This window comes from Rummeliibacillus sp. SL167, assembly GCF_007896505.1.
Lineage (GTDB): Bacteria > Bacillota > Bacilli > Bacillales_A > Planococcaceae > Rummeliibacillus > Rummeliibacillus suwonensis.
On the sequence record NZ_VCBM01000001.1, the window covers coordinates 56,849 to 71,878 of the forward strand.

15 protein-coding genes, 3 pseudogenes and 2 CRISPR repeat arrays (1 of these 20 running past the window's edge) are annotated in these 15,030 nt (G+C 32.3%); of the genes and pseudogenes, 14 read left to right on the plus strand and 4 right to left on the minus strand.

Annotation, left to right across the window (positions count from 1 at the left end; genetic code table 11):
- A CRISPR array of direct repeats spans positions 1-322; the repeat unit is 29 nt; unit sequence ATTTAAAACCCACTAAGTTCAGATAAAAG (it extends 622 nt beyond the left edge of the window).
- A gap of 391 nt (positions 323-713) precedes the next feature.
- From cas6 to FEZ13_RS00205, 11 genes and pseudogenes are all read left to right on the plus strand, one after another.
- A complete protein-coding gene (gene cas6 / locus FEZ13_RS00165) occupies positions 714-1,427 on the plus strand; it encodes a CRISPR-associated endoribonuclease Cas6 (protein WP_146550988.1) in 714 nt (237 codons plus the stop codon).
- The gene (locus FEZ13_RS00170; RefSeq protein ID WP_146550989.1) at positions 1,420-3,201 is read left to right on the plus strand and encodes a hypothetical protein; all 1,782 of its coding nucleotides are present in this window, start codon (positions 1,420-1,422) and stop codon (positions 3,199-3,201) included. The genes cas6 and FEZ13_RS00170 overlap by 8 nt, the downstream gene beginning before the upstream one ends.
- Positions 3,194-4,096, plus strand: a complete 903-nt coding sequence (cas7i, locus tag FEZ13_RS00175) for a type I-B CRISPR-associated protein Cas7/Cst2/DevR (RefSeq protein WP_146550990.1) — start codon at positions 3,194-3,196, stop codon at positions 4,094-4,096. Before FEZ13_RS00170 ends, cas7i begins: the two co-directional genes overlap by 8 nt.
- Positions 4,077-4,781, plus strand: a complete 705-nt coding sequence (gene cas5b, locus FEZ13_RS00180; protein WP_146550991.1) for a type I-B CRISPR-associated protein Cas5b — start codon at positions 4,077-4,079, stop codon at positions 4,779-4,781. The genes cas7i and cas5b overlap by 20 nt, the downstream gene beginning before the upstream one ends.
- 3 nt (positions 4,782-4,784) lie before the next feature.
- The gene (gene cas3 / locus FEZ13_RS00185) at positions 4,785-7,100 is read left to right on the plus strand and encodes a CRISPR-associated helicase Cas3' (RefSeq protein WP_146550992.1); all 2,316 of its coding nucleotides are present in this window, start codon (positions 4,785-4,787) and stop codon (positions 7,098-7,100) included.
- Positions 7,101-7,167: 67 nt separating this feature from the next.
- Positions 7,168-7,669, plus strand: a pseudogene (gene cas4 / locus FEZ13_RS00190) (CRISPR-associated protein Cas4).
- A gap of 1 nt (position 7,670) precedes the next feature.
- Complete coding sequence (gene cas1 / locus FEZ13_RS19885) at positions 7,671-8,261, plus strand: CRISPR-associated endonuclease Cas1 (protein ID WP_255473023.1); 591 nt, start codon at positions 7,671-7,673, stop codon at positions 8,259-8,261.
- Entirely contained in the window at positions 8,236-8,421 is a 186-nt protein-coding gene (locus FEZ13_RS19890) for a CRISPR-associated endonuclease Cas1 (protein ID WP_255473024.1), read from the plus strand. Before cas1 (FEZ13_RS19885) ends, FEZ13_RS19890 begins: the two co-directional genes overlap by 26 nt.
- 28 nt (positions 8,422-8,449) lie before the next feature.
- Positions 8,450-8,782 carry a CRISPR-associated endonuclease Cas1 gene (cas1, locus tag FEZ13_RS19895; RefSeq protein ID WP_255473025.1) on the plus strand — a complete coding sequence of 111 codons (333 nt, stop codon included), beginning with the start codon at positions 8,450-8,452 and terminating at the stop codon, positions 8,780-8,782.
- A 4-nt stretch (positions 8,783-8,786) separates the two neighbouring features.
- Positions 8,787-9,050, plus strand: coding sequence for a CRISPR-associated endonuclease Cas2 (gene cas2 / locus FEZ13_RS00200; RefSeq protein WP_146550993.1), 264 nt, complete (start codon positions 8,787-8,789; stop codon positions 9,048-9,050).
- Between the two features lie 149 nt (positions 9,051-9,199).
- Positions 9,200-11,190: direct repeats of the CRISPR family, unit length 29 nt; unit sequence ATTTTATCTGAACATAGAGGGATTTAAAG.
- A 609-nt stretch (positions 11,191-11,799) separates the two neighbouring features.
- Complete coding sequence (locus tag FEZ13_RS00205) at positions 11,800-12,048, plus strand: helix-turn-helix domain-containing protein (protein WP_146550994.1); 249 nt, start codon at positions 11,800-11,802, stop codon at positions 12,046-12,048.
- Between the two features lie 48 nt (positions 12,049-12,096).
- On the opposite strand, the gene FEZ13_RS20345 is transcribed toward FEZ13_RS00205, so the two are convergent.
- From FEZ13_RS20345 to FEZ13_RS00215, 3 genes and pseudogenes are all read right to left on the minus strand, one after another.
- Positions 12,097-12,183: a DUF5776 domain-containing protein gene (locus tag FEZ13_RS20345; RefSeq protein ID WP_222434413.1), complete on the minus strand. Its 87-nt coding sequence runs from the start codon at positions 12,181-12,183 to the stop codon at positions 12,097-12,099.
- A 185-nt stretch (positions 12,184-12,368) separates the two neighbouring features.
- Complete coding sequence (locus FEZ13_RS00210) at positions 12,369-12,575, minus strand: hypothetical protein (protein ID WP_146550995.1); 207 nt, start codon at positions 12,573-12,575, stop codon at positions 12,369-12,371.
- 245 nt (positions 12,576-12,820) lie between these two features.
- Positions 12,821-12,979: pseudogene (locus tag FEZ13_RS00215) on the minus strand (transposase); the annotation flags it as partial.
- A gap of 703 nt (positions 12,980-13,682) precedes the next feature.
- Between FEZ13_RS00215 and FEZ13_RS00220 the strand changes: the two are divergent.
- The 3 genes and pseudogenes from FEZ13_RS00220 (at position 13,683) to FEZ13_RS19220 (ending at position 14,628) form a co-directional block, all read left to right on the plus strand.
- Positions 13,683-14,003, plus strand: coding sequence for a helix-turn-helix domain-containing protein (locus tag FEZ13_RS00220; protein ID WP_146550996.1), 321 nt, complete (start codon positions 13,683-13,685; stop codon positions 14,001-14,003).
- Positions 14,004-14,182: 179 nt separating this feature from the next.
- Positions 14,183-14,359, plus strand: a pseudogene (gene tnpA / locus FEZ13_RS00225) (IS200/IS605 family transposase); the annotation flags it as partial.
- Between the two features lie 122 nt (positions 14,360-14,481).
- Positions 14,482-14,628 carry a hypothetical protein gene (locus FEZ13_RS19220; protein WP_186725705.1) on the plus strand — a complete coding sequence of 49 codons (147 nt, stop codon included), beginning with the start codon at positions 14,482-14,484 and terminating at the stop codon, positions 14,626-14,628.
- Positions 14,629-14,677: 49 nt separating this feature from the next.
- Here the strand turns inward: FEZ13_RS19220 and FEZ13_RS19225 are convergent, their stop codons facing one another.
- Positions 14,678-14,842 (minus strand): hypothetical protein, encoded by a 165-nt coding sequence (locus FEZ13_RS19225; RefSeq protein WP_186725706.1) that lies wholly within the window; start codon positions 14,840-14,842, stop codon positions 14,678-14,680.
- Positions 14,843-15,030: the final 188 nt, after the last annotated feature.

Consider the following 15,030-nt stretch of genomic DNA (forward strand, 5'->3'; position numbering starts at 1 on the left):
GAGTTGGTCGGAAGTGGCGAAAATGGATTGTTATTTAAAACCCACTAAGTTCAGATAAAAGTAGAAAGCGATTTAACGGTCGCTGACAGCAAGTTAAATTTAAAACCCACTAAGTTCAGATAAAAGGTGAATACAATCGTCGTACTTACTTCACCTTCCACAATTTAAAACCCACTAAGTTCAGATAAAAGCTTGCGCATGAATTGGGGAACTGTGATTGGTTCCAAATTTAAAACCCACTAAGTTCAGATAAAAGTGAATTTCTCATCACAAGTTGGACCCGGCTCAGGCTCATTTAAAACCCACTAAGTTCAGATAAAAGTATGCTAAAACCGCATTATACCAATGTTTCTATCAATAAGTTTGCAGTGGACCCTTAGTGTGGAAAATTGAGTTTCTTTTCAAAGTGCCATAAATACTGTTGTATCGGCTTTTTAAAGGAATTTATATGAAATTTCCAGGATGCACCACTAACCGCTGAGTTCAAATAAAGGCATGTCTATAGAAAAAAAGAAAAGCTTTAAAACCCACTAAAGTTCAACTTTAAAACATTGATATCTATTAGAATACATTAAAATAGTATTTGTGTCTAAATTTCCAAAATACTATTAATTTTCGAAATAAATGGTTTTTTTGTTTATTTATATTTAAATAAATGGTATATTATATTCATAAATTAGATTTGCATAAAGAAAAATAAAAGAGGTGATATTATGCGATTGAAAGTTCAAATGAATGTTCAGAAAATTCCACAATTTTATCGATTGTACTTGTTATCTTTTATAAAAGAAATGATTCGAATTGGGGATTCAGAGTTATACCATGAACTTTATGATGTAGGGAAAAGACCAAAATGTTTAACGTATAGTTTATATATGAGGCAATTCAAATTGGTGGAAAATGAATTTCATATGGAAAATGCAACATTAACGGTTTCAACATCTGATCCAAATTTAGGGATAGCATTTATTAATGGTATTAGTCAAACGAGGGAGTTCCTTCATCCACAGTATCCACTTGAAGTGACGAGCACGCAGATTGCAGCAGAAGAACATATTCATACAAAAATTGTGAAATTTAAGATATTAAACGCAATATTGTTAGAGGATAAAAACCATAAACCATTATTAATTCAAGATGAGTCTTTTGAAAGAGAATTAAATATTGTCATGAATAAACAATTTGAATATTTATATGGTCGAAATCTTTATGAACCAATTCAAATTTTAGAGCATCATTTAAAAAAACAAGTTATTCAAGAAAGTAATCGACATGCAGATGGAAGGACACTATTTTACACAGCACAAAAAGGCGATATTACTTTAAAAGGACATCCAGAGGATTTACAATTTTTGTATCAGAATGGGACAGGAAACCGTTCATCACAAGGTTACGGGACTTTGGAGGTGATTAGTTGTTATGACTAAGATATTAATCAATGATTGGCCGTTTATGATGGGTGCTACGGCACTGTTACGTATAGATACAGAAAAGCAAATAAAGGTAGATAACAATGTATTAGACATTCCAGTTGAATGGATGGAGCGGTTTCCTGAAAAACTTTTTAATTATATGGTGGAGTTTTATAGTGTAGCAAAGAAAAAAGAAGAAACATTGCAAAGATATACAAAATCATTAACATTTAATGTAGAACGAAAAACGAAACAACAAGAAAACACTTTTAAGAACTATTCTGCGTGGACACAAAAAAGTTTAAAAGATAGTTTAGAAAAAGTTATAAAATATTTTGAAGAGGATGCTTCTATAGCTCAAACACTTTTGTCGGATATGAAAACGGCTTTTAAAGAGTCCAATATGGAAGAGATCCTTCGAATTATTAATGAAACGATTCAATTGTTAAAACAAACAAAAATAAATCAAAAATTAACATTAAATAGTGTTAAAGCCAAGATGTTAACTGCATCAGGAGGACAAGTATCCTTCCTAAATGTTACTAAAAACAGTCTAACCTTTAAAGAACAAATAGAAGTTTTTACAAAAGATTTTATTGAACCTATTTTATGGGAATGGAAATTGAAGCAAATTATTATAGAAAAAAATGAAGAAGTAGCAACTGCTATTTTACAGGAAAGTGAATATAGTATTGCGAAAAATTATCGTAAGGCGCATAAAAAATCTAAAACGATCGATTGGGAATGGTTTAACCATATTGAGGAATGTAGTGCAATCGCTGAACAATGGGCAACACTTCCTTATGAAGAAATGATGTTCATGCCATTAGGTTCTACTAGTTTAAATGATCGTTGGGATGGACAAGTAAATAATATTCAACAAATTAGTGCATTTGCTCGCTTGTTATTATTTATTGCACCATTAGGATGTGCGACTTATAAAAGAAAATTTGGTAGAGACGAAGATTTTGTATTTAGTTTTTTGCATGTAGAAGGGGATTGCCAAGAAACGCTTAATAAAAATTATTTATTTATGCAATCATTATCTCATCAAGAACTTTTCAGTGATGCTTTAGTTCATAGTTATGATAAAAAGAAGTGGCTTGAAAATGAACGAGAAAAGATAACATTATTGGTAGAATGGACAACTTATAGTAAAGAGAAAAAAACATTATTAGAATATCGAATTTTGAATGAAAAATTCATTAAAAATATTTTGAAAAATCCAAAAATTAATTTTTCGAAAATATATCCCTATGAATTTCGTGAAGAATTAATGCAACAAGGACTTCGAGGACAAGATAGCAAAACACTTATTATTGAAGAGATATATCGATTGATAAAAGAGCCTATCCGTAATTTATATAGTGTAAGAAAAGCGTTAATAATGCGTGAGTTACTAATAAGGGAGGACATCTTAATGGAGGATACTACATTAACAGATCGTATGTATGCAACAGGGGCGGCAATAAGAAATAAACTATTAGGAAAAGGAAATAGTGGTAGTGATGAAAATTATGTAGCACCACAAGAAAAAAAGTTAACAGCTATTGTCTATCGTTTATTAAATGCTTCAAAGGGTGGAAATCGTCACTTATTTTTTGATACAGCTGTGCGCTTGCATTTAGAGACAGGGAGATTTATTGGAAAAGAATTTACCACTATGTTAGATAAGAAAACCGTGTCAGATAGTGAATTTGCCACAATGTCACTAGCATTTATTGCTGGATTGACACCAAGTATACAAAAAGAAGATGATATAAAAGAAGGAGCGAGTGTAAATGAGTAAAACAATTACAATAACAGTTGTGACAGAAGCAGGTTCGTTGAATTATGGAGAAGGCGTTGGAAACATTTCTGAGTTAAAGAAATTTAATCGAGCTGATGGCAATACTTATTCATTAGCATCACGCCAGTCAATTCGTTATGATATTGTGAGATTAGGAAATGAGTTGTTCGGTTGGAATTTGGATACGGTATCAAAATCGAAAGGAACAGTACAATTTAAAGATGATGTAACCATTGAAGATTCAGTCGAAATGGATTTATTTGGATATTTAAAAACTGGAAAAAAATCATTAAAACGTCCAGCAGTAGCACGTTTAAGTCATGCATTATCATTAGAACCATATACAGGAGATATGGAGTTATTAACGAATATGGGGCTTGCAGAGCGTGAGGGTGAACATCCAAACTTAGCGAATATAGAAAATCATATTAGTTATTACACTTATACTATCACAATTGATTTATCTAAGGTTGGTATCGATGCCAATAACGATATTACATTATCAAATGAAGAACGCTTTAAACGTGTGGCACAATTACTTGATGTTTTAAAATTGTTATCTCGTAATATTAGAGGTCGTCAAGAAAACTTAACTCCATTATTTGTGATTGGTGGAGTCTATCCACTTGCTAATCCATTTTTCCAAGGGCGTATTCATTTAGATGGTAGAGCATTAGATTTAACTCCTCTTCTGCAAACAGACGAATTAACGTTTGGTGGACAGGCGATGAAAGAATTTACGCAAGTTGGTTTAACAGAAGGTACTTTTTCAAATGAAGCAGCTATCCTTGATCATTTTGGTGAAAAAGTACAAACAGTGGAGCAATTTTTCCAAGCCGTTGTCAATGAAGTTGCTAGATATTATGAGGTATCGAATGAAGTTACTAAGGCTTAAAATATTTCAAGAAACAGCTTGCTATCAAAAGCCATTTGCTTTTAAAGTGGGTGAAACTTACCCACTTGCCCCTTTTTCAACGGTGAAGGGAATGCTACATGCTGTTTTGGGAGCGACAGAATATATTCCGATGAATTTGTCTATTCAAGGGCAATCTGAGAGTATGTTGATTGATTATCAAAAAAAGTATATTTATAAAAAAAATACAGTTCCTGCTTTAGTATCAACAGCAGGATTGCCGAATGAAGTGGAAATAGATTCTAAATTAGTTTCAACAATGCCTATGTATCAACATTTACTACTAAATGTAGAACACGTGATTCATATTGAAGCAGAAGAATCAGTGTTAAATACCTTATATGAAAAGTTTCAACATTTAGATACGGCGATTAGCCTTGGAAGATGGGAAGATGTTGTCCGGATTGATGAAGTGGATTTTGTAGAAGTAAAAAAACAAGAGTTAGAGGAAACATTAAATAACCAATATATTCCTTTTGGAGAAAAGGAAAGATTTTTTACAATTACCAATAATCCTTATTATAGACTTCCTCGTAAATATGAAATCCATAATGATAGGCGTACATGGGATTATGTCACAGTATTGTATGTTACAAAGGGTGAAACATTAGAAATAGATGAAGTATTATCAGATGGAAAATATAGTGTTTTTTTGATGGAGGGTTAGTAGATGATATACTATGCAAAATCAAAACCAGACATACTAACTATTTTCGAACATACAAACGATGTTTTAGATGCCGTAAAGGTGCTTTGCCAAAATTATGGCAAGCATCTTTCTTTTTTAACAAAGGAAGATTGGAATTTAATAGAGCTATCAGCTAAATATCATGATTTAGGAAAATATAGTGATGGTTTTCAAGATGTAATTCAAAATGCAATTGATCCTAACTATAGAAAGAAAGGATTGAGGAATTACCCACATAATTATCTATCTGTTGGACTACTTCCTTTTAAAGAATTAAAAAAATTATTTTCACTTGAACAATTAATTTGTTTAGTATTCGCTGTTGGCTTTCATCATGAAAGAGATGAATATCCTTCGAAAGAAGTATTACTGACATTATTTGATCAACAGATTAAGCATAATATTTCTGTAATTAAGGAAATATCGGTGGCGGATCATCCAAGTCCAGCTGCTATAAATATTCTTATAAAAAGAGAACAAATGTTGAAAGATATAAAAAGCGATCTTTTTAAAAAGTATATCCTTATAAAAGGACTGCTTCAACGTGCTGATCATGCTGCTTCTGCTAAAAGAAAATTTGAAGATGTAAATGAATATGTTGAACAAGCAGTGGAAGCTAATGTTGGTGAAAATACCAAATCTTATCTTGAGTCAGCATATGGAGGATTAAGACCTCTTCAAAAAATGACATTTAAACATCAAGATAAAAATATTTTACTTGTAGCACAGACAGGCAGTGGCAAAACAGAAGCCGCATTGCTTTGGATTGGTGAGAGGAAAGGTTTTATTACATTGCCCTTACGTGTTAGTTTAAATGCGATGTATGATCGGATTATAAATGAACAAGAAATTAACTTTTTAAATGTGGGTTTGTTGCATTCTTCAGCAATTGATTACTTTTTTGATAAAAACGCAGACACAGATGAAACGGCCTATGAACAATCTATTTTACAAGTGGAACATACGAAAAGATTAGCGAAAAAAATAACATTGTCAACAATCGATCAACTGTTTAAATTTCCATTACTTTATCGGGGATTTGAAGTAGAATTATCAACGCTTGCCTATTCGAAGGTTGTGATTGATGAAATTCAGGCATATGATCCATACATTGTAGCCATCTTATTAAAAGGGTTAAAAATGATTGATGAACTAGGTGGACAGTGGATGATTATGACTGCAACATTACCAACTATTTTCAAAGAAGGTTTAAAAAAGTTAGGATTACTCGGTGAAAATACGATAGAAGAAACATTACTCATACCAGATGACCGACAAGAGAAAATGGAAATTCCACGACGCCATCGAATACAATTAATGCCTTGCTCTATAGTAGAATGCGTTGAAGAAATATTAAAACGTTCAGAAAATGCCAAGGTATTAGTTGTTGTTAATACAGTCAAGCAAGCCTTGACTTTATATGATGAGTTAAAAAATTGCACCAACTGTTATTTGCTTCATTCTCAGTTTATTGCAAAACATCGTCAAATAAAAGAGACAAAGATATTGGAGTTTGCAACACTAGAAAACGAAGATGTTGGCGTTTGGATTACAACACAAATTGTTGAAGCCTCTCTTGATGTTGATTTTGATTTTTTATTTACAGAAGCTGCAACACCAGATGCTTTATTCCAACGTTTTGGTCGATGTAATCGTAAAGGAAAGAGGTACGAGGGTGGTGTACCAACAGAAACAAATGTGTTTATTTGTTCAGATGCGGCAAATAGCAGCGGAGTGGGAATTAAAAACGCCATTTATGAATTACCAATTGTTGAAAATGGATTACGAGAATTATCCGGATTTGATGGTGAGTTACTGGGCGAACAAGAAAAAATTTTGATTGTTGAGCATGTATTTGGCCGGGAACAATTAGAAGGGACAACTTATTTATTACTTTTCGATCAAGCAATGGATGAACTTGAAAGAATTCAACCATTTACAAAAAATAAAAAAGAAGCACAGGGCATTTTGCGCAAAATTCAATCATGCAGTTTTGTCCCTGGGTGTGAAAATTATGAGGCTGTATTATCACTTATTGAAGAGTACCAACAAATTGATCCTAAATTGTCAAATCAAGAAAGAAAAAAGATACGCCAGCAAATAATGTTAGAAATACAAAGTTATATTGTGTCTGTGAATTATAATAGTTTAATATATAAAATGAAAAAAGGGCAATATACCTTATCTCATTTTTCACAAAAAGGATTTGAATATATTTATTATTCAACAGATGTAAAATATTCAGAAAAACGAGGTTTAGAATTAACGGTTGATGAAGACTTTGACCCTATTCTCTAATTGGGTGAATCAACTGAAAAAGCTATCAAAAATAACTCTTACTATTAATATATAAGGAGAGTGTGAGATGGAACGAAAAATAGGTGGACTGCATGTTCAATATTATACTGTTTGCAAACGAAAGCTATGGCTTTATAGCAAACAAATTTCTTTTGAAACAGATCATGATAAAGTAATAGAAGGTACATTACTTCATGAAAACTCTTATAAGCGTAAGGATAAGGAATTAGAAATTGGCGATGCGGTAATTGATGCGATGGATTCAGAATTTGTTCAAGAAACAAAGTTATCCAGTAAAATGCAAAAAGCTGATGAATGGCAGCTTTTATATTACTTATTTCTATTAAAAAATCGCGGTATTGAAAAGCGGGGGGGAAATTGCATATACGAAAGAGAAAAAAGTCATTACATTGGAATTGACTGAAGAGAAGGAAAAACAATTAAAGAAAATAATTGCAGAAATTTATCAAATAATAGAAGCAGAATGGGCTCCTAAGTTCAAAAAATTACCTTACTGTAAAAGTTGTGCGTATTATGATTTTTGTTATTCCTCTGAAGGAGATGAATAATTTGCAAAGAGACTTTTTTATGTTTTCAAATGGTACTGTAAAACGTAAAGATAATACGATTTATTTAGTATCAGAAGATGAGAAAAAACGTGCTTTGCCTGTTGAACAGGTTGAAAATTTACATTTGTTTGGTGAAATCAATTTAAATACATCTTTTTTAAATTATGCTGGACAAAAAGAGGTAGCTGTCCATTGTTATAATTATTATGGCTTTTACACAGGAAGTTTTATCCCAAGAAAGCAAAAAGTATCAGGGATTGTTACAGTTAAACAAAGTGAACATTATTTGAACAAGACAAAGAGATTATATATTGCCAGGGCATTTGTTCAATCCTCTGCTTATCATATGCTGCGTCTAAATCGGAAGAAAAATAATATGTCCTCGAAATATGTGAAAGAAATTCAAAACTTAAAACAACAAATTGACGGAACAACGTCTGTTTCGCAGTTAATGGGAGTTGAAGGAATGATTCGACAATATTATTATCGAACATTAAACGAGATGATTTCAACGCTTTGTAGAATGTTTCAAAAACATCTTGCATTATTATCGAACATTAAACGAGATGATTCCAACAGATTTTGCCTTTGAAGAAAGAACAAAAAGGCCTCCAAGAGATCCCTTTAATGCACTGATTTCGTTTGGAAATACAATGATGTATACGACTGTTTTAGGGGAAATTTATAAAACACAGTTAAACTCAACGGAATATAAAAAGAATATCATCGATTGGAATTACGAAAATTTATAAAACACAGTTAAACTCAACGATTAGCTTTTTGCATGAGCCTTCACAAAAGCGCTTTTCACTTTGTTTAGACTTAGCTGAAATATTCAAACCTTTATTTGTTGACCCATTAATTATTGCATTAGTGAATACGAAAAAAATTCAAATGAAGCATTTTGAAGACCATGATGGTATGATTTATTTGTCCGAAGAGGGACGAAAAATTTTTATTTCTGCATTTGATAAGAAATTAAAAGATTCAATTAAACATCGGCATTTAAAAAGAAATGTAACTTATCGTTATTTTATTCGTTTGGAATGTTATAAATTAATAAAACATGTTATTGGTGATGAGCAGTATAAACCACTACAAGCTTGGTGGTGAGAAAATGTTTGTGATTATTACATATGACGTAAATGAAAAAAGAGTAGGAAAAGTATGTAAGAAGTTACGTGAATATTTAACTTGGACGCAGAATTCTGTATTTGAGGGGGAAATTACCAAAACACAATATTTAAAATGTCGTCAAGCTGTTGAGGCTATTATTAATCCTGATGAAGACAGTTTATACTATTATATTGTAGGAAATCCGAAAAATATTAAAAAAGAATTTGTAGGAAATGAAAAAGGAGATATGGACTTATTTTTTTAGTGGTGAATCCTGGAAAAATATTTAAAAACGTTATAAACGCTGATATGACAATGTTTGCAGCACATTTTAGAAAAATTTGATTTGCAACACTAGAGGTTCACTGCAAATCTGTTATTATAAACGTTGATATAATGCGGTTTTAGGAAAGTATTTTATCTGAACATAGAGGGATTTAAAGATTGACGAAAGTGTTTCGGATGAAGATAGATGGTATAATTTTATCTGAACATAGAGGGATTTAAAGTGCAAACGGAAGTTGAAGAGTTAGCAGAAGAAGCACATTTTATCTGAACATAGAGGATTTAAAGCAACAAACCATCACAGAAATACAAGTAGTTAGAGGTATTTTATCTGAACATAGAGGGATTTAAAGCTATATATGCATCCAGTATGTATGTCTCTGGAGCTTCATTTTATCTGAACATAGAGGGATTTAAAGTTAAGAATGTCATGTACCGTTGATCTAGGTATGTTATTTTATCTGAACATAGAGGGATTTAAAGCTTTGCCGTCAACCAATGTTTTTATCTGGAAATCTTATTTTATCTGAACATAGAGGGATTTAAAGGTGAATATAATGTGTTCTTTCCCGTCTAACTCAAATTATTTTATCTGAACATAGAGGGATTTAAAGTCGCTCGTAGAAAACAGAGTGCAGAAATCAGACAAGATTTTATCTGAACATAGAGGGATTTAAAGATTACCATGGAAGAAACGTAACAAGTAACAGAATTTAATTTTATCTGAACATAGAGGGATTTAAAGTATAATTTTATTTTTTGATTCGGATAAATAACTGTTATTTTATCTGAACATAGAGGGATTTAAAGATCAATGCTGACAAACCAATAAAAGTTACATTCGAAGATTTTATCTGAACATAGAGGGATTTAAAGTGGGAAGAAGAAAGTACTTCGGTTGACGAGAATACGATTTTATCTGAACATAGAGGGATTTAAAGGTTAGAGAGCGTATCTTATATGCAGCACCATCGATTATTTTATCTGAACATAGAGGGATTTAAAGTCTACACCAAATAAGAACACGCCTCATTTGATTGTTCATTTTATCTGAACATAGAGGGATTTAAAGACAATGGAATAAAACGAATCCTGCGGAGTCCCGCTTGATTTTATCTGAACATAGAGGGATTTAAAGGATTACACTTCCTATTGTTTTTCTAACATTGCTGTTATTTTATCTGAACATAGAGGGATTTAAAGTTTGACGAAGCGTATATCAAGCAACTCAAGCGCGAAGGATTTTATCTGAACATAGAGGGATTTAAAGATTTAAGAGTAATTAAAATATTTTTTTTTTTATTCTATTTTATCTGAACATAGAGGGATTTAAAGAAGAATGTATTCAACTCATTGGAAGTTAAAGCATGCAATTTTATCTGAACATAGAGGGATTTAAAGTTTAAAACGTTTAAGTTAGAAGCTTCAGGGATTTCAAGATTTTATCTGAACATAGAGGGATTTAAAGTTTGAGTTTCGTAATTGTGTAATTCGATTGGAAAACATTTTATCTGAACATAGAGGGATTTAAAGTTTGCAAAACCAGGAAGGTGAAAAGCTACTATTCGATTTTATCTGAACATAGAGGGATTTAAAGACATGATCCGATAAGCTATTCTCACCAGCATTTAACATTTTATCTGAACATAGAGGGATTTAAAGAAAGTCGTTCCGCCCGCTTGTGCGTCGCCACCAGTCATTTTATCTGAACATAGAGGGATTTAAAGATCAGAGTGCTCTAATTGAAAATATTCCGTAAACCAATTTTATCTGAACATAGAGGGATTTAAAGAGTCATAACCTTTGATTTCCCCATTAGCACAACCCCTTATTTTATCTGAACATAGAGGGATTTAAAGTCATGCAATCAAGCTAAATTAGAATTAACAGTGCATATTTTATCTGAACATAGAGGGATTTAAAGATCGTATATCGTTTAGAAGTTATAGCAGGATTATTATTTTATCTGAACATAGAGGGATTTAAAGCGCATGTCAAAACGACTAATGCTATTTATAGATTCATATTTTATCTGAACATAGAGGGATTTAAAGTCCTCTTCTAAGCGTTCTTCGCATTTCGATAATTCGCATTTTATCTGAACATAGAGGGATTTAAAACCATGTAAATTTCTTGCTTATGCTCGTCTAACTTTTCATTTTATCTGAACATTCATTAACTATGAGGAATGTAAATGAGCATTTAGCTAAATCATCAAGCATTACAAAATTGTTATTCATTAACTATGAGGAATGTAAATGCTTTAAAAGATTGAGAGATCATCCGTGCGATGGTCTTTTTTTAATGCATAAAAAATAATAGAAAATTTTCAAATAAATAGTAGCAAAACTATTAACTAATGTAAATAGATATTATATAATATAAATATAGAAAGGGAGGTGATAAAATGAGTCGAATGGAACGAAAGCAACAAGAAAGAGAACGGCAAAAAGAAAAAAGCAGTAATAACGATAGCGGTCACTAACGTTATCACTGCAATCCTAAATTTCCTAAAAGCCTTACTGGGTTAAGGAAATCGGGAAGAGGGGAAACCCTCTCCCACCTTCATTATACAAAATAAGAAAGGATGATGTCACATGAAATACAAAGTATTAATGATTATTTCGATCATCGCCTTGATTTTAACAATTGTAAGTTTCTTTTTATAAGATAAAATAATTTAACCATTCGACTCAGTGTAAAATAATTTTAAAGGATTGATAAAAGCTATGACAAAATATCAAGTGGCTTCAAAGGAAGAATTTATTCAATTAGTGCAATCGGAAATATTAACCTCATCGGAAGTAATCGAAGAGTTACAAATATCTCGTCAGGCATTAGGATCACTTGTAAAGCGTGGTAAATTGGTTCCCATCAAAGAAGTGAATCGAGATAGGCTATTTTTAAGGGAAGATATAGAAAATAGAAAGGAATCAGCTAAGGAGCTTTACTCAAAATACAGACCATATGATGAATAAACGAAAATGACCATGTACTCACATTTATAGTAGCACATGGTCTTTATTTTATACTTTCTCAACAAACGCTTTATTAGCTGTGATGTACAATCCAGATTTTGTTTTTAAACGATATACTGAGCCATAGCGCGTTATTCATTAACTATGAGGAATGTAAATTGTATGGAAATACGCCAGTTCTTACAATTGGAACATCTATAACCGTTAGATAACCCTCTGGTGTTTCAAGATAATCCTTGATATACGTTCTGTCATAGCATTGCAGTTTCGTTTTTCTCACACCTTTCAAAATAAAAACACCTAACATTTTGTAGATGCCGTTAAGGATTCTGCTTTTTTCTTATTCTTGCTAATGAATAAGGGTTATCATGTTTTTCTGGTGTTTGTCCAACAGTCTGCTTTTTACAGGCTTCATTAAAATGACGTATCATCTCTTTATCGACTAACCCCTTAGGTTGAGCTTCTTTTAACAAATCAAGTAATTTTACAGCATCGTCAATTTTCATAAACTCATCTTTGAATCCCATTATCTCAGCCCCTCAATAAAATTATATAAATCAACATCATAAGCCATCAATTTCTTTGAATTAAGTATATAGGCTTTATCCCTCTGCAAAATATTCACCTAATGCTTTTGGATTAACAAGTTATTCATTAACTATGAGGAATATAAATTGGATAGGATACATTTGTAAATGCTAAACTATAGTGGTTCTTACGGAATTTTGATGAAAAGATAAATTAGTTAGTCATAGATTCCGCAAATATTATTTTACATTCTATAAAGAATGCGTTTTTCTAATAGCTCTAGCCCAGCTCGTCCATAGGTCATCCGTTTGATGGTCTTTAATCGATTGATCTGTCCTTCTAGCAAACCGTTGCTATATGGAGACAAAAACGAGTTTTTTACTGCTTGAAAATCACTACGAAGTTTAAGGACAATAGTAAAAAGGCATTTTCTTACTGGATAACTGTTCCTTCAACCGTTGCAAAAAGGATTCAAAATCCTTATTTTGAACAGACTTACGGTATCCTTGTACTGTATAGTATAATGATTTTAAAGAAGGATACCGTTCAAAACAGTGTTCTAGGGAATCCTTGCCTCTCTATTTAGTTCTTCTTCCAGTTTCCACAACCAAGAGCTAAGTTTTTTTCTTGAAATATGAATCTTCTGTTCTTTCGATAAATTATATTTACACTCCTTGTAGACTCTTTCAACTATTGTACGTACAGCTGAATAAGTTCTAGTGTACCCTTGTTCTCTGATAGAGTCATCATAATTACTGCTCAAACTAAACTTCGTACTTCGCAGTTAAATGACATCGCGAACAGATATACTACATTAACGATCTCTGTTGACGGAAATGATTATACACGGAGATACGAAGTTATAAAAGCTTTGCGAAAACAGCCAATTTATGAATTACGTTATGGATTTGATAACAATAAACATTTGCGTTTATTGTTCTTTCCGTATTATTATAATGATATACGCTACCTCGTTTTTACAAAAGTATTCATTAAAACTTTAAATCCCAAATTCGATCCAACAGATAAGCTGAGGGATGAGTCATATGATATTTATAAATTGGTCAGAAGCAATCCTGAAGAATACTTTGGAGAGGATGATTAAAATGGCTAAATTAAATAAATTTAATGCGGTTAAAAGGTTCATTAATGATTTTCCTGGAACAGAGTCGTTATTTTTTGGTGAGGCTGCGGTTAAAGGTGGGCTAATTACAAATCGTCGAACTTCTTTAGAATACACACAAGAAGAACTCGCTGAAAAAACAGGCTTACCAGCTGAACGCATTTATCTTGCTGAAGGCGGAGCTGTTGAACTCGACAAATCAGAATATGAAAAAATCTTTTCAACTTTAAAAATTACAGAAAGTGACATTACTGAATTCCGTACTTTTTTTAAAAAAAGAAGTGGACAATTAGTGCCACAATAAAATAAGTTCTAAACCCATTTTGAAATAATATCAAAATTAGGTTTTTATTTATTGTAGAATTGAAAACCCCTTGCTATGCGAGGGGTTCTAAAAAGCTTTTAGCTATGGACAATAAAAAAACCCCGGTCGTACAATGGAGTGAGGTCTAGCCAACCAACTCTGTACGAAAGGAAATCCAAATGGATAATAAAAGTTTAGCACATACAACATGGAATTGTAAGTATCACATTGTTTTTGCACCGAAATATAGAAGACAGGTTGTATACGGAAAAATAAAAGCAGATGTAGGAAAAATACTACGCCAATTATGCGAAAGAAAAGGCGTTGAAGTAATAGAAGCAGAGGCTTGTGAGGAATGTAAATTGTGATCCACAGAATCATATCTTGACTACAAAGTAAGCCCGTAATCAAACATCGCATATAAATCCCCAGCGTCTCCCGGTATGATGAATCTATCAATCGAAAGGAGGTGCTTTCTATGTCCTCCATCCCACCACTGACCATCATTCCTGTGACGCTTGATCCCATTCCTGAATTTGAACAAACCAATTTTTCACCAGTTTCCTCCCAACCGAGTTTATCATTCAAATCGAAGAGGCAGAAATTAGGATCTTTAACGGCGTAGAGGAGTACATCGGTGAGCTTCTTTTTTATATCTCGGGCTTACAATCTACTCATTCCCATCTTGTACATGATGGAATAAAAGTGAGCGTATTTTTCTTGATAAAGCCTGCTTTCGATAAATCATCATAAATGGAGTTTTTTAATTCTTCAACGGATAGATAAGTGAATGAAGTATCACCATATGTTTCTTCTTTAACGCCATCAGTGCTAGACAATTCATACCCCACCAATTTAGCAACAACTTTTTTACAGTTGGAGGTAACTTTAAGGTGCCATCCACTATAAAATCTTGTTTACACATGCGTTGTACTTCATCTATGGCGTCATCTAGATTAATTTGCAATTTTTCATCGCTTACATCATCTTCTGACAATTCTAAGTAAATTTTCAGCTCTGCTAACCC